This is a genomic window from Streptomyces sp. NPDC054841 (genome assembly GCF_053611045.1).
The window spans coordinates 1-17,342 of sequence record NZ_JBSGZO010000083.1; the positions used below are offsets into that span (position 1 = coordinate 1).

Sequence of the window (17,342 nt, forward strand, 5' to 3'; positions counted from 1 at the left end):
CTCCCCGGGGGCGTGCCAGGCCCCCGACGGGGAGGCGGCACAATTGGGCGGTGCTCCACGAACTGTTCACGCCCTCCGTTCAGCATGCGCTCGACCTCGTCGGGATCTTCGTCTTCGCGATCTCCGGCGCACTCCTCGCCGTACGCAAGAACTTCGACGTCTTCGGCATCGCCGTCCTCGCCGAGGCCACTGCGCTGGGCGGTGGCCTGTTCCGTGATCTGGTCATCGGGGGCGTACCGCCGGCCGCGTTCACGGATCTGGGGTACTTCGTGATGCCGCTCGTCGCGGCCGCACTCGTCTTCTTCCTGCACCCCGAGGTCGAGCGCATCCAGGGCTCGGTCAACGTCTTCGACGCCGCCGGCCTCGGCCTCTTCGCCGTCACCGGGACGACCAAGGCGTACGAGTACGGCCTGGGTCTGACCGCCTCGGCGACCCTCGGCCTCGCCACCGCCGTCGGCGGCGGCGTCCTGCGCGACATACTCGCCAACGAGGTGCCGTCGCTGCTGCGCTGGGACCGCGATCTGTACGCCGTCCCCGCCATCGTCGGTGCCACGATGGTCGTCCTCTGCATCCGCTTCGACGTGCTGAACGCGCTCACCAGCGGACTCGCCGTGGTGACCGCGTTCCTCCTCCGCCTGCTCGCGATGCGCCTCCACTGGCGCGCGCCCCGCGCCTGGAACCGTCGCTCGGCCGCCGCCGAGGAAGCGTGAGAATCCTGTAATCGAGCCAAAGCTACCGCTTAGTAGTTTCCTGCTGTACGGTTCAGGCATGGCACAGGTGGCACAGGCAACCATCGGCAACAGCGAGTTCGACCGCGATACCGCTGTCACTCTCCGGGACCCGGACGTACCCGGCGTCTACGACGCGGACCTCTCCGCGGGCTGGACGATCATCAGCGCCGTCAACGGCGGATATCTGCTGGCGCTCCTCGGCCGCGCCCTCGGCGAGGCGCTGCCGCACCCCGACCCGTTCTCGGTCTCGGCGCACTACCTCAGCCCCTCGGCGCCCGGCCCCGCCGTGGTCCGCACCGAGATCATCCGCGCCGGACGCACCCTCTCCACCGGTCAGGCCTCCCTCTTCCAGTACGCGGAGGACGGCACCGAGGTCGAGCGCATCCGTGTCCTCGCCACGTACGGCGACCTGGACCGGCTGCCCGACGACGTCCGTACGACCGCGACGCCGCCGGCCATCCCGCCGTACGAGCACTGCCTCGGCCCGTCCGACGGCCCCGCGCCGATCCCCGGCTCCTCCGCGATCACGGAGCGGCTGACCATCAAGCTCGACCCGGCGACCATCGGCTGGGCCGTCGGCGCGCCGTCCGGCAAGGGCGAGATGCGCGGCTGGTTCGGCCTCGCCGACGGCCGCGACGCCGACCCGCTCTCCCTTCTGCTGACGGTCGACGCGCTGCCGCCGACCTCCTTCGAGCTGGGCCTCAAGGGCTGGACCCCCACCGTGGAACTCACCATCCACATCCGCTGCCGCCCGGCGCCGGGCCCGCTGCGCGTCGCCGTCACGACGCGCAACCTCGCGGGAGGCTTCCTGGAGGAGGACGCCGAGGTCTGGGACAGCGCCGACCGCCTGGTCGCCCAGTCCCGCCAACTGGCGAAGGCGCCGCGGACGCGGAGCTAGGCGTTCTGTCCCGGGAGGCTGTGGACGGGTGAGGCAGGTCTCGACTGAGGGATCTTGAAATGGGTGAGGGTCTTCTGGCCTGGTGTGGATTGCGACATCTACGCCCGGCGACAGAAAGGCCCTCGTGCCCCACCGTCATGCACCCCCTCACCGCGCAGCCGGGGCTCGACGGCGACTGGGTCACCGTCGAACTCGCCCTGCCCGTGCTCCCCGCGGTCCGCGGTCTGCTCGCCTTCGGCGACCGTCTGGAGATCCTCGCGCCGCCCCAGGCCCGCGCGGAACTGGCCGAGGTGGCGGAGGGGGTGGCCGGCCTGTACGCGAACTGACCTCCGTCCAGGCGGCGATCCGGCGATCCGGCGACCCGGCAGGGCAAGGGCTCGGCCGTCGCGGACCGGGCGGTGCACTTCCCCGGACCGCACTCGGCCGTACTGCTGTACCGCCGTCCCTCTGCACCGCCGTCCCTCGCCATGGGGCACGGCCTGGTGTGGCGGTTCATGGCCGGCGAAGGTCGGCCCGCCGACCCCTGACAGTGATGATGTTTGCGGTGACGCCGACGCGCGCGGCTCAGTCCGTACGGGAGCGGGCCTGCGGCCAGTGGCGGCGGCCCAGTGAGACCAGGCGCAGGCGGTTTCGGGCCGTGCGCGCGACCTGCTGCTCGTCGGGCTCGCCCGGAGAGCCGGGCGGCCCGGGCTCCTGCGCCGACAGGAACGCCGACGCGGTCATCACCATGTGCTCGACATAGACCCCGGCCAGCATCCGCAGGTCCTCCTCGCTCCAGCCCTCCGACGCCGGCTCGCGGGCGAGTGCCGCCGCCACCTCTTCCGTGAAGCGGTGGAGTTGGGCCGCGATGGCCGCGCGCACCGGAGCCACCCCGCCGTGCCGCTCGCGTGCGATGAAGCGGAAGTGGGCGGGCTGCTCACGGACATGGCGGGCGATGAGGTCCACGGTGCGGTCGATCCGTACCTCACTGTCGCCGGTATCCGCGAGGATCTCGCCGATCATTCCGTGCAGACTGCCCAGCGTCTCCTCGACCAGCGCCACGCCGAGCTCCGGCAGGTCCGCGAAATGCCGGTAGAACGCGGTCGGCGCCACCCCGACGGCCCGTGTCACCTCGCGCAGTCCGAGGCTGCTCAGGCTCTGGTGCTCCAGCAGCCCGAGGGCCGCGTCCAGGAGGGCCTGACGGGTTTTCAACTTCTGGGCCTGGCGGATGCCGACAGTGTGACTCATGCCATTCAGTAAACAACCGTTCTCTGGTATTCGGAAGACTAGACTGGGAAGTCAGTTAACACTCGTACTCCGAATGAAGGGGAGGAAACGAACATGATCGCCCTCGTCGCCGCTGTCGCTTTACTGGGCATCGTCCTGGGCGCCGTGGCCCAGATCCCGCTGTCCGCGTCCACCGTGGCCGCCGCCGTCATCGGCGCCTGGCTGCTCGGGTTCGCCGTGCGTGAACGTCTCGCGCGCCGCGCGGCCCGGTGACTCCGAGGAAGGGAACCATGGAACTCGCCACCCCCGCCCGCCGCTTCACCGGAACGCGCGACGCCGACGGCATGGCCGTCGCGTCGTTCGTGCTCGGCCTGGTCGGACTGCTCGTGATGAACGCCGTGCTCGGACCCGTCGCCATCGTCCTGGCCGGCCTCGCCCTGTGGCGTGGCACCGCCCGGCGCGGACGCGCCCTGCTCGGCCTGGCTCTCGGCGTCGCCGACCTCGTCGTCCTCGTCACGCTCGTCACCGGCAGTGGCATGGTCACCTGGAACCTGGCCGGCTGACCGGCTGGGCGGTACTGGCCACCCGGGGCGGAAGCCGGCCGCCGGGCGGCTCGTAGAATCGTGTTCACCATGGCCTACCTCGACCACGCCGCGACCACTCCGATGATTCCGGAGGCGATCGAGGCGATGACTGCCCAGCTCGCCGTCACCGGCAACGCCTCGTCGTTGCACGCCGCGGGCCGGCGGGCCCGCCGTACCGTCGAGGAGGCCCGCGAGACCCTCGCCGAGGCGCTCGGGGCGCGCCCCAGCGAGGTCGTCCTCACCTCCGGCGGCACCGAGGCCGACAACCTCGCCGTGAAGGGCCTGTACTGGGCCCGCCGCGCCGCCGACGCGCGCCGCATCCGCATTCTGGCCAGCCCCGTCGAGCACCACGCCGTCCTCGACGCCGTGCACTGGCTCGGCGAGCACGAGGGCGCGAAAGTCGAGTATCTGCCCGTCGACGGGTACGGACGCGTCCACCCCGAGGTGCTGCGCGAGGCCATCGAACGCGACCCGGACGATGTGGCGTTCGCCACCGTGATGTGGGCCAACAACGAGATCGGCACCGTCATGCCGGTCCGCGAACTGGCCGCGGCAGCCGCGGAGTTCGGCATTCCGCTGCACTCCGACGCGGTCCAGGCCTTCGGCCAGCTCGACGTCGACTTCGGCGCGTCCGGTCTCGCCGCGATGACCGTGAGCAGCCACAAGATCGGCGGCCCCTACGGCATCGGCGCGCTGCTGCTCGGCCGCGAGTACAGCCCGGTGCCCGTCCTGCACGGCGGCGGCCAGGAGCGTCACGTACGCTCCGGGACCCTCGATGTCCCCGCCGTCGCCGCCTTCGCCGTGGCGGGGCGGCTCGCCGCCGAGCGCCGTGCGGACTTCGCCCGCGAGATCGGCGGACTGCGCGACAAGCTCGTCGATGCCGTACGGACCTCCGTACCGGACGCGATCCTCGGCGGCGACCCCGAGAACCGGCTCCCGGCCAACGCCCATTTCACGTTCCCCGGTTGTGAGGGCGACTCGCTGCTCCTGCTCCTGGACGCGCAGGGCATCGAGTGCTCCACCGGCTCCGCGTGCACGGCCGGCATCGCCCAGCCCAGCCATGTCCTGCTCGCCACCGGCACCGATCCGGACCTGGCCCGCGGCACGCTCCGCTTCAGCCTCGGCCACACCTCCACCGAGGAGGATGTGGAGGCCGTCGCGAAGGTGATCGGCCCGGCGGTCGAGCGGGCCCGTACGGCAGGGCTCAGCTGACAGCAGGGCTCGCCGGGCGGCAGGGCCCGGCCGGCGGCCGGACCTGGGCCGGCGGCAGGGCTTCCCCGGCGGGACTCAGCCGGCGGTCGTCGTGCTGGGCTTCGGAGGGGCGGCCGCGGCCTCCCGTACCAGTCGTATGTACCGGTCCCAGTTCCAGTGCGGACCGGGGTCGGTGTGGTCCGTGCCCGGCACCTCGACATGGCCGATGATGTGCTCCCGGTCGACCGGTATCCCGTACCGCTCGCATATCCCCGCGGTCAGCCGGGCCGACGCCGCGTACATCGCGTCCGTGAAGTCCTGCGGCCGGTCGACGAAGCCTTCGTGCTCTATGCCGATGCTCCGCTCGTTCACATCCCGGTTCCCGGCGTGGAAGGCGACGTCGAGCTCGCGGATCATCTGGGCGATGCGCCCGTCCTTGCCCACCACATAGTGCGCGGCGGCACCGTGCCCGGGGTCCTTGAAGACCTTCAGCGCGGTCGGATAGCTGCCCTGGACGACATGGATCACGACCCGGTCGATCGTGTAGTCCGCGGGCCGGTCCGCGCGCCGCCAGTTCGCCCGGGCGGCCGCCGTCCACACCGCGCCCGCATGGTCCAGCTCACCCTCCACGCGCTTCTTCTCCATGCCCGGCAGCCGCCACCAGAGCCGACTCAGCTCGTCCCGGGCCACCACACCCGCCCCGACGAGCACGGCTCCGCCGCCGATCAGCACGGTCCGCCGGCCGATGCCGCGCCGCCCCTCTTCGCTCCCCATGATCTCCAGAACGTCCACTCGCAGGCCTACGGTTCCCGCCGCCCCGTACTCTGGTAGGGCTATGACTCAGACACCCCAGCGCCCCCTCCGTGTACTCGCCGCCATGTCCGGCGGTGTGGACTCCGCTGTCGCCGCAGCCCGCGCCGCCGAAGCCGGGCACGATGTCACCGGGGTGCACCTGGCGCTCTCGGCGAACCCGCAGTCGTTCCGTACCGGCGCGCGCGGCTGCTGCACCATCGAGGACTCGCGCGACGCCCGCCGCGCCGCGGACGTCATCGGCATCCCCTTCTACGTCTGGGACCTCGCAGAGCGGTTTCGCGAGGACGTCGTGGAGGACTTCATCGCGGAGTACGAGGCGGGCCGCACCCCGAACCCGTGCCTGCGGTGCAACGAGAAGATCAAGTTCGCCGCCCTGCTGGACAAGGCCCTGGCCCTGGGCTTCGACGCGGTGTGCACGGGTCACTACGCGACGGTGGTCGTACGGGACAACGGCACCCGCGAGCTGCACCGGGCCAGCGACATGGCCAAGGACCAGTCGTACGTCCTCGGTGTGCTGGACGAGAAGCAGCTCGCCCACGCGATGTTCCCGCTCGGCGACACCCTCACCACCAAGGACGAGATCCGCGCGGAGGCCGAGCGTCGCGGCCTCGCGGTGGCGAAGAAGCCCGACAGTCACGACATCTGCTTCATCGCCGACGGTGACACCCAGGGGTTCCTCGCCTCCCGCCTCGGCAAGTCGGAGGGCGACATCGTCGACGAGTCCGGCGCGAAGCTGGGCACCCACGACGGCGCGTACGGCTTCACCATCGGCCAGCGCAAGGGGCTGCGCATCGGCCACCCCGCCCCCGACGGCAAGCCGCGCTACGTCCTGGACATCTCACCCGTCAACAACACGGTGACGGTGGGCCCCGCCGAGGCCCTCGAGGTCGGCGCACTCACCGCGATCAAGCCCCGCTGGTGCGGAACGGCCCCCTCCGGCCCCGGTACGTACACGGCGCAGCTCCGCGCCCACGGCGGCGAGACCGAGGCGACGGCCGAGCTCGTCGACGGCTCGGAGCTCCGCGTCACCTTCACGGAGCCGGTCCGTGGCGTGGCGCCCGGCCAGGCGATCGTCCTGTACGACGGCACGCGCGTGGTGGGCTCGGCGACGATCGCCACGACGGCGCGGCACGCGACGGCGGGCCACGCCGCGAAGTAGTCCTCCGGCACCGGCACCGGCGCCGGCACATGCAGCGCGGCGGGGGCGGCGCTGTCCTTCGGCATCGCCGTCCCACGGATCCTGCTCATCGTCGGGTTCGGGCTGTCCATGGCTCCCGGACCGGTGTCGCCTCCCGAACTCATCGGCGGCGGACGGTATTTCCCCAGGATCTCTCCCGCTCCGGCCGCAAGGGGCATTGTCAGAGGCTGCCCGTACCGTGGCCGCATGAACATTTGCGTCTTCCTCTCCGCCGCAGACCTCGACGACCGCTACACCCGGCCCGCGCGCGAGTTCGCCGAGCTGCTCGGCAAGGGCGGCCACACCCTGGTCTGGGGAGGCTCCGACGTCGGTCTGATGAAGATCGTCGCGGACGGTGTGCAGGAGGCGGGCGGACGCCTCATAGGTGTCTCGGTGGAGTTCCTCGCGGACAAGGTCAGGCCGGGCGCCGACGAGATGGTGATCGCCCGGGACCTCGCCGAGCGCAAGGCACTGCTGCTGGCCAGGTCCGACGCGGTCGTGATCATGGTCGGGGGTACGGGCACGCTGGACGAGGCGACCGAGATCCTGGAGCTGAAGAAGCACGGCAGGACGACCAAGCCGGTGGTGCTGCTCAACACGGCGGGGTTCTACGACGGCCTGAAGCAGCAGTTCCGACGTATGGAGGACGAGGGCTTCCTGCCCCTTCCCCTCGCCGACCTGGTCTTCTTCGCCGACGATGGCGTCGGGGCGCTCGCCTACCTCGAGGAGTCGGCAGGTATCCAGTAGTGCGAGCATTGCTGGCATGGCTACACATCTGATCACCGGAGCGGGCTCCGGCATCGGCGCGGCCGTCGCGCGCAGGCTGCACGAGCGAGGCGACGAGCTCGTCCTGCTGGCCCGCGACGCCGGGCGCGCCAAGGAGCTCGCCGCGGCCTATCCGGGCTCTCGCACCCTCGTCGGCGATCTCGGCACGCCCGACCGGCTCTCCTGGGCGTTCTCCCACCAGACCATGCCCGAGCGCCTCGACTCGCTGCTGCACATCGCGGGCATCGTGGACCTGGGCCGGGTCGGCGATCTCACGCCGAAGACCTGGCAGGCCCAGCTCAACGTGAATCTGGTGGCGCCTGCGGAGCTGACCCGGCTGGTCCTGCCCCAACTCCGGGTGTCCCAGGGCACGGTGGTCTTCGTCAACTCCGGCGCTGGTCTCAACGCGCATGCCGAGTGGGGCGCGTACGCCGCCTCCAAGCACGGCCTGAAGGCGCTCGCCGACTCGCTGCGGCAGGAGGAGAAGGCCAACGGAGTGCGGGTCACCTCCGTCTACCCGGGCCGGACGGCCAGCCCCATGCAGGCCAAGGTGCATCAGCAGGAGGGCAAGGAGTACGACGCGTCGAAGTGGATCGATCCGGGGTCGGTCGCGACGACGATCCTGATGGCCCTGGACCTCCCGCGCGACGCGGAGGTCAACGACTTGACGGTCCGGCCGGGGCGATGAGCGACTACGTCTGGGGGCCCGCGACCGGGGTCGGCTCCATGCCCGGCGGCGACGCGCGCGAGGCGGCCAAGACCGTCACCGGGTCCTTCGAGGACTTCCCGTACCTGCCCGAGCTGCCGGCCCGCGGGCCCGGCGCCGACATGATCGGGCGGACCATCGGCCTGCTCGTCGAGATGTACGCGCACGTCGAGCCCAGCGGCTGGCGCGTGAGCGACCGGCCGGGCCGGGACACCCGGCGCGCCAGGTCCTGGCTCGGGGAGGACCTGGACGCCCTGGAGGAGTTCACCCAGGGGTACGAGGGGCCGCTGAAGGTCCAGGCCGTCGGCCCGTGGACGCTCGCGGCCGCCCTGGAGCTGAGGAACGGCGAGGCCGCCCTGGCGGACCCCGGCGCGTGCCGTGACCTCGTCGCCTCGTTCGCCGAGGGCCTGCGTACCCATCTCGCGGAGGTGCGGCGGCGTGTCCCCGGCGCCCAGGTGGTGCTGCAGCTCGACGAGCCGTCCCTGACGTCTGTCCTGCGTGGTCAGGTCAGGACCGCCAGCGGATACCGGACCCACCGCGCCGTCGACCGGCAGATCGTCGAGAGCGCGCTGCGGGACGTGACGGGCGTCGCCGACGGGCCGGTGACCGTGCATTCCTGCGCGCCTGACGTGCCGTTCGCACTGCTGCGCCGGGCGGGAGCCGCGGGCATCTCGTTCGATTTCGGCCTGCTCACCGAGCGTGACGAGGAGGCGATCGGCGAGGCCGTGGAGGGCGGCACGAAGCTCTTCGCGGGAGTCGTGGCATCCACCGACGGTCCATTGTCGGACCCTGCCGGTAGCGTCATGGGTGTCAGGACGTTGTGGCGCAGGCTGGGGCTGAATCCGGGGACTCTCGCCGAGTCCGTGGTGGTCACCCCGTCATGCGGGCTGGCGGGTGCTTCGCCTGCCTACGCGCGCGCGGCTCTCGCGCACTGTGTCCGGGCGGCGAGATCGCTCGCGGACAACCCTGAGTAATGGACTGAGGGCTGAGGTAACGGAGGACGAAGGTGGCTGTCGAACAGCAGGGGCCGGTGCCCGCCGAGGCACGGGAGGAGCATGCCCAGCTGGCCGAGCAGGTCGAGGAGCACCGCTTCCGGTACTACGTGAAGGACCAGCCGGTCATCAGCGACGCCGAGTTCGACAAACTGCTGCGGTCGCTCGAGGCGCTGGAGGAGGAGTATCCGGAGCTGCGCACGCCCGACTCGCCGACCCAGAAGGTCGCGGGGGCGTACGAGACGGAGCTCGCCAAGGTCGACCACCGCGAGCGGATGCTCTCGCTCGACAACGCCTTCGACGAGGCTGAGCTGGCTGCCTGGGCGGACCGCATCGCCAAAGAGGTCGGGACGTCGGAGTACCACTTCCTGTGCGAGCTGAAGGTCGACGGCCTCGCGGTCAATCTGACCTACGAGAAGGGCCGTCTGACCCGGGCCGCGACCCGTGGCGACGGCCGCACCGGCGAGGACATCACCCCGAACGTGCGGACGATCGCGGACATTCCGGACCGGCTGAGCGGTGACCGTGTCCCGGATCTCGTCGAGATCCGCGGCGAGGTCTACTTCCCGATGGAGGCCTTCGAGGAGCTCAACGCACGCCGGGTGGCGTCCGGCGAGCAGCCGTATGCCAACCCCCGTAACTCCGCCTCGGGTTCGCTGCGGCAGAAGGACCCCCGGGTCACGGCGACCCTTCCGCTGCACATGGTGGTGCACGGCATCGGCGCGCGCGACGGCCTGGTGATCGACCGGCTCTCGCAGGCGTACGAGCTGCTCCGCGAATGGGGCCTGCCGACCGCCCGGCACAACAAGGTGGTGAAGTCGCTCGACGAGGTCCGCGAGTTCATCGCGTACTTCGGTGAGAATCGCCACTCCGTGGAGCACGAGATCGACGGCGTCGTCGTCAAGCTCGACGAGATCCCGCTCCAGGGCCGCCTCGGCTCGACCTCGCGGGCGCCCCGCTGGGCCATCGCGTGGAAGTACGCGCCGGAGGAGGTCAACACCAAGCTGGTCAACATCCGGGTGGGCGTGGGCCGCACGGGCCGTGTCACTCCCTACGCGCAGGTGGAGCCGGTCACGGTCGCGGGCTCCGAGGTCGAGTTCGCCACGCTGCACAACCAGGACGTGGTGAAGGCCAAGGGCGTCCTCATCGGCGACACGGTGGTGCTCCGCAAGGCCGGCGACGTCATCCCGGAGATCCTCGGGCCGGTCGTCGATCTGCGGGACGGCAGCGAGCAGGAGTTCGTGATGCCGGCCGATTGCCCCGAGTGCGGCACGGCGCTGCGGCCCATGAAGGAGGGCGACATCGACCTCCGCTGCCCCAACGCCCGCACCTGCCCGGCCCAGTTGCGTGAGCGCCTCTTCTATCTCGCGGGCCGCAAGTGCCTGGACATCGAGGCGTTCGGCTATGTGGCGGCCGCGGCGCTGACCAAGCCGCTGGAGCCCGCCGACCCGCCGCTGGTGGACGAGGGTGATCTGTTCGATCTGACCGTCGGCCAGCTGCTGCCCATCAAGGCGTATGTGCTCGACCAGGACAGCGGACTGCCCAAGCGTGACCCCAAGACCGGCGAGGAGAAGATCGTCACGGTCTTCGCCAACCAGCAGGGCGAGCCGAAGAAGAACACCCTGACGATGCTGGAGAACGTCGCGGCGGCCAAGGAGCGCCCGCTCGCCCGCATCATCACCGGTCTCTCCATCCGCCATGTCGGACCGGTGGCGGCCGAGGCCCTCGCCCGCGAATTCCGGTCCATCGAACGGATCGAACAGGCCACCGAGGAGGAGCTGGCAGCCGTCGAGGGCGTCGGGCCGACCATCGCGGCCTCGCTCAAGCAGTGGTTCGAGGAGGACTGGCACCGGGAGATCCTGCGCAAGTGGCGGGCTGCGGGCGTCCGGATGGAGGAGGAGGGCGCCGGTGAGGACGAAGGGCCGCGACCGCTGGAAGGCCTCACCGTCGTTGTCACCGGAACGCTGCAGAACCACACGAGGGATGGCGCAAAAGAAGCGCTACAGAGCCTCGGCGCGAAAGTGACGGGTTCCGTTTCGAAGAAGACCGGATTCGTGGTGGTGGGTGACAACCCCGGTTCGAAGTACGACAAGGCCATGCAGCTGAAGGTGCCTGTACTGGACGAGGAAGGCTTCGCTGTCCTGCTTGAACAGGGCCCGGACGCCGCTCGCGACGCCGCGGTTCCGGTCACGGAATAGCACGAATGCGCGAGCTGAACTCCCTACGAGGGTCACCCGTTTGGCGCATACCAGATGGATAAGGGTGGCTGGGTCGCATTCGGGCAAGAGCTGTAGAGCGCTGCCCGTCAGAGCCATCTGCGGCCTACTGTTGAGGTGTGCGCCTGTCGTGCCTGCCTGCGTGGTGAGGTTCCAGCCGTGTTGGCATGACAGCAGAGGCCACCGCGTGGCATCGGCACCGCCGGCTGTGAGAGGGACGGAATGAAACCGACCGAGAGTGCCGCCCCGGTCTCACGGCCCCGTGGCATCGCGAGGTTCGCGTTCGTCGCGGGCGTCGCCTCGACGCTGCCCTTCGTCGTGACGGGACTCGCCGCCCTCGTGCTGGCGACCGGTCTGTTCATGGCCCTACGGGACGGAGACGCGCTGTTCCCCGGCGGCACCGAGGGCTGGTCCCTCGCCGTGCTCACCGGCATCATCGTCGGCCATCTGGTCGCGCTCGGCCGCGACCGCTGGTGGGGCGGCACCGGCTCCGGTGCCGCCCTCACCGTCGCCGTACTGCTGCTGTACGGCTGGGTGCCCGCAGGCCTGGTCAGCCTGGCCGTCGTGGTGCTCGTCGGCACCGCCCGCCGGCACCGCTGGAGGCAGGGCGTTCTGCACGGCGCGGCCGACATCCTGGGCATCGGTGCCGCCGCGCTGGTCCTCTTCGTGTTCGGCGAGGCGCCGACGGTCGAACAGCCGTGGCAGCCCCTGGAATGGGGGTTCGACGCCGTCCCCGAGGTGGTGCTCGCGGCAGCGGCGTATCTCGGTGTGACCCGTGTGCTGCTCTGGTACGCGCTGGCACTGCAGGGCGGCGGACTGCCCACCGTCGCCCGTACGGCCCTGCTGCGTCAGGGGCTTGTCGCGGTCGCACTGTTCGGCATCGCCCCGCTGATCTGCGTGGTCGCGACCGCCCTGCCGATCCTGCTGCCGCTGTTCGCGGTGCCGCTGATCGCCCTCGACTCCACGCTGTGGATCGCCCGCGCCCGGGCCGAGGAGCAGCTGCGCGACCCGCTCACCGGACTGCCCAACCGTCAGTGGCTGCTGGAGCGCACCTGGGCGGCGCTGGAGGAGGCCGAGGGTGTCGGTGCCCGGTCCGCTCTCGTTCTGATCGACCTCGACCGTTTCCGTTCGGTCAATGACACCCTCGGACATCTCGCGGGTGACCGGCTGCTCCTCCAGATAGCCGAACGGCTCAAGCTGGCGCTGCCGCGGGGCGCGGAGGCCACGCGGCTCGGCGGCGACGAGTTCGCCGTGCTCCTGCCGAGGGCCGACTCCACCACCAGCGCCCAGCGCGTGGCCCGCCATCTCGTCGCCGAGCTCTCCTCGCCCCTCGACCTCGACGGACTGACACTCGTCCTGGAGGCGAGCGCCGGTCTCGCTGTCTTCCCCGACCACGCTCTGGACGCCGAAGGGCTGCTCAGGCGCGCCGATGTGGCGATGTACCAGGCCAAGCGCGATCGCACGGGTGTCGAGGTGTACGAATCCAAACGCGATTCGAACACACCGGACAGGCTCGGACTGCTCGGCGATCTGCGCCGGGCGCTGGACGCGGGCGATGTGGAGCTGCATTACCAGCCCAAGGTCGGCTTCGACGGTCATGTCGCGGGTCTTGAGGCGCTGGTGCGCTGGGTGCACCCGGAGCGCGGCCGGGTCCCTCCCGACGAGTTCATCGCCATCGCCGAGTCCTCCGGGCTGATGCCCCATCTGACGGAGTACGTCCTGGAGATGGCCCTCGGCCAGGTCGCCAAATGGCGCGCCCAGGGCCTCTTCGTACCGGTCGCGGTCAACGTGTCGCCGCGTGACGTCCACACTCCGGGCTTCGCGGGCGCGGTCGCGGCCCGGCTCGCCCGGCACGGCGTCCCGGCCGGGGCGCTGCAGCTGGAGATAACGGAGCACGTGCTGCTGGAGGATCCGCAGCGCGCCGCCGACACGCTCGCCGGGCTGACCGCTCACGGCGTGAAAATGTCACTGGACGACTTCGGTACGGGGTACTCGTCGCTCGTCCATCTGCGCCGGCTGCCCGTCAGCGAGCTGAAGATCGACCGGTCGTTCGTGGCCCGGCTGGCGGTCGACAACGAGGACGCCGAGATCGTCCGCTGCACCGTCGACCTCGCCCACTCGCTCGGGCTACTCGTGGTCGCGGAGGGTGTCGAGGACGACGAGACCTGGGAGCGGCTGCGTGACCTTGGCTGCGACGCGGTCCAGGGCTGGCTCGTCGCCGCGGCGATGCCCCCACAGGAGACCACGGCCTGGCTGAGGGCCCGCGGCGAGCACGGCTGGCGCCGCCCCGCCGCGGAGCTCCCCGCCGGCTCCACCGTGGAAGCCGACAGCCCGTCCGGCCAGGTCGTGCAGTGACCGGGGAGTCCCGGTGGACCGGGAGGTCCCGGTAGGCCGGGGAGTCCCGGGTGCACCAGGAGGCCCGGTAGGCCAGGGAGTCCCGGTGTACCGGGAGGTCCCGGTGGGGACGGCGGTCAGCCGGCGTGCACCGTTCCCGCGTAGCGCTGCCTGAAACGGGTTCCGCTCGCCGCCGTCACCTCCAGGTCGTAGCGTCCGTCGCGTACCTGCAAGCTCACCGAGGACCGGTCACCCGGCCCCACCCACACCGTACGGGCCGCCTTCGGATCGCCGTCCGGAGTGACGGTGAAGGAGACCTGCGTGGCGCCCTGATTGGTGAACCGCAGCTCCAGCGTGGCCCGTTCGGGACGGCGGCCGTGCAGCGAAGCCGTCACCGACGGCACGGGGGCGCCCGCCTCGCGCCCCTTGCGTACGACCGTGCCGGAGAAGCGGCGTACGAAGCCGTCCGCGCCCATCACGGTGAAGTCGTACCGGCCATCGGTCTGAGAGGTGTCCCAGGTGTACGTCTTCGAGGCGCCCGGGGCGACGGTGAACGGCGTGCCCGTGAACGGCTTGATCGCATTCGGCAGCACGGTGAAGTGGAATGTCTCCGTGCCGTGGTTGGCGAGGGTGCAGACGACTTTTCCGGTCTCCCGGTCCACTGTCACGTCGGCCCAAGGACGGTACGGCAGCGCGCGGTGCGGCCGGGCGCCGGGCTCCTGCGTGGGCATCGACTGCCCGCCGCTCGGCGGCAGCTTCACCGCGGGAAGGGCGTTGCCCGCGTCCGCCTTCGCCATGAGTTCGGCCGTGTCCGGCAGCCACGGAATCGAGTAGTCCGGCGAGCTGAAGTCGAAGCACGTCGTCAGGTCGCCGCAGACGGCCCGGCGCCAGTCCGAGATGTTGGGCTCCCGCACACCGGTCACGACCTCCAGGAACCGCACCACCGAGGTGTGGTCGAAGACCTGGGAATTGACGTAACCGCCGCGCGACCAGGGGGAGACCGCCCACAGCGGGACCCGGTTGCCGAGCCCGATCGGCCGGCCCTCCGCGAACTCCTCCGGAGTGCCCGGCTCCGGGACCGGCGGCAGGACGTGGTCGAAGTAACCGTCGTTCTCGTCGTACATCAGCAGGAAGACGGTGTGCTTCCACACGTCCGGGTTGGAGAACAGCGACTGCAGCGCGGTGTTGACCCAGTGGGCGCCGTAGTTCGGTCCCGCCTCAGGGTGCTCGCAGAACAGGTACGGCGCCACCAGCCAGGAGACCGTCGGCAGCGTGCCGTCCTTGCAGTGCTCGTCGAAGGCGGTCAGATCGAACTTGGTCATCGCGTTGATGTAACGCGGGTCGTCCTTCGGGAACTTGTGGAACTGGCCGAAGTACGAGAGCCCGTTGTCGTCGTAGTCGCCGTACCGCTCGTCCTTCGACGGGTTGTGGTAGACGCGCCAGCTGACCCCGGCGTCCTCGAGCCGTTCGGCGTACGTCGTCCAGTCCGCGACCGGGTTGTCGGTGACCGGAGTGTTGTCGGTCCACGGGCCGGTCGTGCCGTCCTTGCCGGGGCCGCAGCTGCCCGACCACAGATACAGCCGGTTGGGGTCGGTCGGGCCCGCCTGAGAACAGAAGTACGCGTCGCAGATGGTGAACTCGTCGGCGAGGGCGAACTGATACGGGATGTCGTCGCGGGTGAAGTAGCCCATGGTGCGCTCGCCCTTGGAGGCGACCCACTTGTTCATCGCGCCGCCGTTGATGGCGGTGTGGCCCGTGCCCCAGTCGTGCGGGAGGCCGGACGCGTTCTGGGCGTTGTACTTCGTCGTGTCCATGCGGTACGGCAGCATGAAGCCGTCGGAGCGGCCGGCGGCGGGCTGCCTGAAGACGGAGTCGCCGTTCGGGAAGGTCAGTGCCTGCCGGTCGTCGAAGCCCCGGACACCGTTCAGGGTGCCGAAGTAGTGGTCGAAGCTGCGGTTCTCCTGCATCAGGATCACCACGTGCTTCACGTCCTTGACGGACCCGCGGGGTCTGGCGGCGGCCGAGGCGTCCGCCTCGGGAAGACCGACGGCGGCAGCGGCGGCGGTCGCGGCGGACGCGCCGACGAAGGCGCGGCGGCTCAGCGGAGTCATGGCGTGGGAGCCCTTCGGTTCAGCGTTCAGCGTTCAGGCGTGTGGCGGCGGCGGTGGTAGCTCGCCGGAGCGGTCCGGCGGGATCGGACCGGTGGAACGGCCCGGAGGGAGTCGTTCAGCGGAGCGAGAAGGCGACGGTCGGGGCTGCGTGGTCGGAAGGCCAGCCGTTGCCTGCGGCGTCCGGGACCGGCACGGGCCAGCCGGTGCAGAGCGTGTACGCGCCCTCGACCCGCAGCGGCCCGGCGTACTGGACCTGGTCGATCCGGTCCTGCGGCTCGCCGGGGCGCACAGGCGACCACGTGACGCCCGGCTCGCGCGAGACGTTCGGGTGCTCGTCCCGGAAGGCGTCGTTCAGCCCGGCCTTGGCGAGAGCCGCGGTGACCGGCCAGCGGACCGCGCCCCGGCCCTTGCGGTCGAGGTGCGAGGGGGAGGCGAGCCCGGCCGCGAGAACCACCGGCGTCGTACGGGACGCCGCGAGGTCGGACTTCATCGCGGCGAGCAGCATGCCCGCCTGCTGGTAGCGGACGGTCTTCAGCTCGGCGGCCTCGACCTCGGCAGGGGTACGGCCCTCCTTGAGGGCGTACGGCCCGTACGCGGCCTCGTCGAGCTGCGCCGCCCACAGCCGTACGCCGCGGCCGCCCGGCAACCGGAGGGTTGCCGCCAGCGCCGGCAGGTCCGCCAGCGGCGCCGAGGGGGCGGCGAGCGGGAAGCGGCTGATCAGCCCGACCCCGGCCGGGATGTCGTGGGCGTGCCACCCCAGCGCGTCGGCGAGCGGCCCGGCAGCGGTGCCGCCGGTCTCATGGAGGGCCACGGCGTCGAGTCCCTGGGCGAGGATCAGCCGCAGCAGCTTCTCGTGGCTGTCGCCGGTGTTCTTTCCCGCCTCCCAGAGGTTCAGCGAGGCGACCGTCAGCCGGGCGCGTGCCGAGGCCGCCCGGACCGGGACCTGCACGGTCACGGTGTCGGTCCCGCCCGCGCTGTCCCTCACGGCGACGGTGATCCGCGCCGGGTGTCCTGCGGGCCCGGCGGGAGCGGTGCCGCTGACCGTGCCGTCGGAGGAGACGCCCAGCCAGGAATCCCCGGACAGCCGCCGGAAGGCGGGGGTGCCGGAGGCGTTGCCCTGCGGACGGATCCACAGCGGACCGAGCGCGAGGGAGACCCGGGAGCCGGGTGCGGCATCGCCGGTCGTGAGCGAGTCGACGACACAGTGCGGGGGCGTCACGGGGGGCCTGACCGCGACGGTGAAGGGATCGGTCCTGGCGAGGATGCCGTACCCGTCCTTGGCGAGCAGATAGGCCGTGTACGTGCCCTCGCCGAGGCCGGTGGTGTCGAGGGTGATGTCGCCGGACGCCTCGGTGACGTACGACCAGACCAGAGAGGAGCCGACGCCCGGCTTGCGGTCGCCGTCGTAGATCCCGATCCAGTTCTTGGCGTGGGGCGCGTCGGTGGTCCAGCGGAAGGTCAGCCGGTCGCCCTCGCGCGGGCTCGTGGGCGAGATCAACGACAGGGCGTTGCCGGATGCGGCGGCGGTTATGAGTGGGGACACCGGACTGAAGGTCCTCTCCGCCCGGGAGGCGGACCCCCGGCGCCAGAAGTTGTTCGGACAACTTGAGCCAGTGAG

General features: G+C 71.1%; 16 protein-coding genes. 12 read left to right on the forward strand and 4 right to left on the reverse strand.

Annotation, left to right across the window (positions count from 1 at the left end):
• Positions 1–50: 50 nt before the first annotated feature.
• The 3 genes from ACWGI8_RS14415 (at position 51) to ACWGI8_RS14425 (ending at position 1,955) form a co-directional block, all read left to right on the forward strand.
• Complete coding sequence (locus ACWGI8_RS14415) at positions 51–710, forward strand: trimeric intracellular cation channel family protein (protein WP_453660861.1); 660 nt, start codon at positions 51–53, stop codon at positions 708–710.
• Positions 711–768: 58 nt separating this feature from the next.
• The gene (locus ACWGI8_RS14420; protein ID WP_453660863.1) at positions 769–1,629 is read left to right on the forward strand and encodes a thioesterase family protein; all 861 of its coding nucleotides are present in this window, start codon (positions 769–771) and stop codon (positions 1,627–1,629) included.
• A 137-nt stretch (positions 1,630–1,766) separates the two neighbouring features.
• On the forward strand, positions 1,767–1,955 hold the full coding sequence (locus ACWGI8_RS14425) for a hypothetical protein (protein WP_453660865.1): 189 nt from the start codon (positions 1,767–1,769) through the stop codon (positions 1,953–1,955).
• A gap of 238 nt (positions 1,956–2,193) precedes the next feature.
• Here the strand turns inward: ACWGI8_RS14425 and ACWGI8_RS14430 are convergent, their stop codons facing one another.
• Positions 2,194–2,856 carry a TetR family transcriptional regulator gene (locus ACWGI8_RS14430; protein WP_453660867.1) on the reverse strand — a complete coding sequence of 221 codons (663 nt, stop codon included), beginning with the start codon at positions 2,854–2,856 and terminating at the stop codon, positions 2,194–2,196.
• A gap of 93 nt (positions 2,857–2,949) precedes the next feature.
• Between ACWGI8_RS14430 and ACWGI8_RS14435 the strand changes: the two genes are divergently transcribed.
• From ACWGI8_RS14435 to ACWGI8_RS14445, 3 genes are all read left to right on the forward strand, one after another.
• A complete protein-coding gene (locus tag ACWGI8_RS14435; protein ID WP_453660869.1) occupies positions 2,950–3,108 on the forward strand; it encodes a hypothetical protein in 159 nt (52 codons plus the stop codon).
• Between the two features lie 17 nt (positions 3,109–3,125).
• On the forward strand, positions 3,126–3,398 hold the full coding sequence (locus ACWGI8_RS14440) for a DUF4190 domain-containing protein (protein WP_453660870.1): 273 nt from the start codon (positions 3,126–3,128) through the stop codon (positions 3,396–3,398).
• A 69-nt stretch (positions 3,399–3,467) separates the two neighbouring features.
• The gene (locus ACWGI8_RS14445) at positions 3,468–4,631 is read left to right on the forward strand and encodes a cysteine desulfurase family protein (RefSeq protein WP_453660872.1); all 1,164 of its coding nucleotides are present in this window, start codon (positions 3,468–3,470) and stop codon (positions 4,629–4,631) included.
• A 75-nt stretch (positions 4,632–4,706) separates the two neighbouring features.
• Here ACWGI8_RS14445 and ACWGI8_RS14450 read toward each other — a convergent pair whose 3' ends face one another.
• On the reverse strand, positions 4,707–5,384 hold the full coding sequence (locus tag ACWGI8_RS14450) for an N-acetylmuramoyl-L-alanine amidase (protein WP_453660894.1): 678 nt from the start codon (positions 5,382–5,384) through the stop codon (positions 4,707–4,709).
• A gap of 61 nt (positions 5,385–5,445) precedes the next feature.
• Between ACWGI8_RS14450 and mnmA the strand changes: the two genes are divergently transcribed.
• The 6 genes from mnmA to ACWGI8_RS14480 all read left to right on the forward strand — a co-directional run bounded on the left by mnmA (position 5,446) and on the right by ACWGI8_RS14480 (position 13,634).
• Positions 5,446–6,582, forward strand: coding sequence for a tRNA 2-thiouridine(34) synthase MnmA (mnmA, locus tag ACWGI8_RS14455; protein ID WP_453660874.1), 1,137 nt, complete (start codon positions 5,446–5,448; stop codon positions 6,580–6,582).
• A 225-nt stretch (positions 6,583–6,807) separates the two neighbouring features.
• A complete protein-coding gene (locus ACWGI8_RS14460; protein ID WP_453660876.1) occupies positions 6,808–7,347 on the forward strand; it encodes an LOG family protein in 540 nt (179 codons plus the stop codon).
• Positions 7,348–7,363: 16 nt separating this feature from the next.
• Positions 7,364–8,053, forward strand: a complete 690-nt coding sequence (locus ACWGI8_RS14465) for an SDR family oxidoreductase (RefSeq protein WP_453660877.1) — start codon at positions 7,364–7,366, stop codon at positions 8,051–8,053.
• The gene (locus tag ACWGI8_RS14470) at positions 8,050–9,045 is read left to right on the forward strand and encodes a methionine synthase (RefSeq protein WP_453660878.1); all 996 of its coding nucleotides are present in this window, start codon (positions 8,050–8,052) and stop codon (positions 9,043–9,045) included. Before ACWGI8_RS14465 ends, ACWGI8_RS14470 begins: the two co-directional genes overlap by 4 nt.
• Positions 9,046–9,077: 32 nt before the next feature.
• Positions 9,078–11,261, forward strand: coding sequence for an NAD-dependent DNA ligase LigA (gene ligA / locus ACWGI8_RS14475; RefSeq protein WP_453660879.1), 2,184 nt, complete (start codon positions 9,078–9,080; stop codon positions 11,259–11,261).
• 240 nt (positions 11,262–11,501) lie between these two features.
• Positions 11,502–13,634 (forward strand): putative bifunctional diguanylate cyclase/phosphodiesterase, encoded by a 2,133-nt coding sequence (locus ACWGI8_RS14480; protein ID WP_453660881.1) that lies wholly within the window; start codon positions 11,502–11,504, stop codon positions 13,632–13,634.
• A 116-nt stretch (positions 13,635–13,750) separates the two neighbouring features.
• On the opposite strand, the gene ACWGI8_RS14485 is transcribed toward ACWGI8_RS14480, so the two are convergent.
• Together ACWGI8_RS14485 and ACWGI8_RS14490 are read right to left on the reverse strand one after the other, a co-directional pair.
• Entirely contained in the window at positions 13,751–15,724 is a 1,974-nt protein-coding gene (locus tag ACWGI8_RS14485) for a phosphocholine-specific phospholipase C (protein ID WP_453660883.1), read from the reverse strand.
• A gap of 115 nt (positions 15,725–15,839) precedes the next feature.
• A complete protein-coding gene (locus tag ACWGI8_RS14490; protein WP_453660884.1) occupies positions 15,840–17,267 on the reverse strand; it encodes an endonuclease/exonuclease/phosphatase family protein in 1,428 nt (475 codons plus the stop codon).
• Positions 17,268–17,342 lie beyond the last annotated feature (75 nt).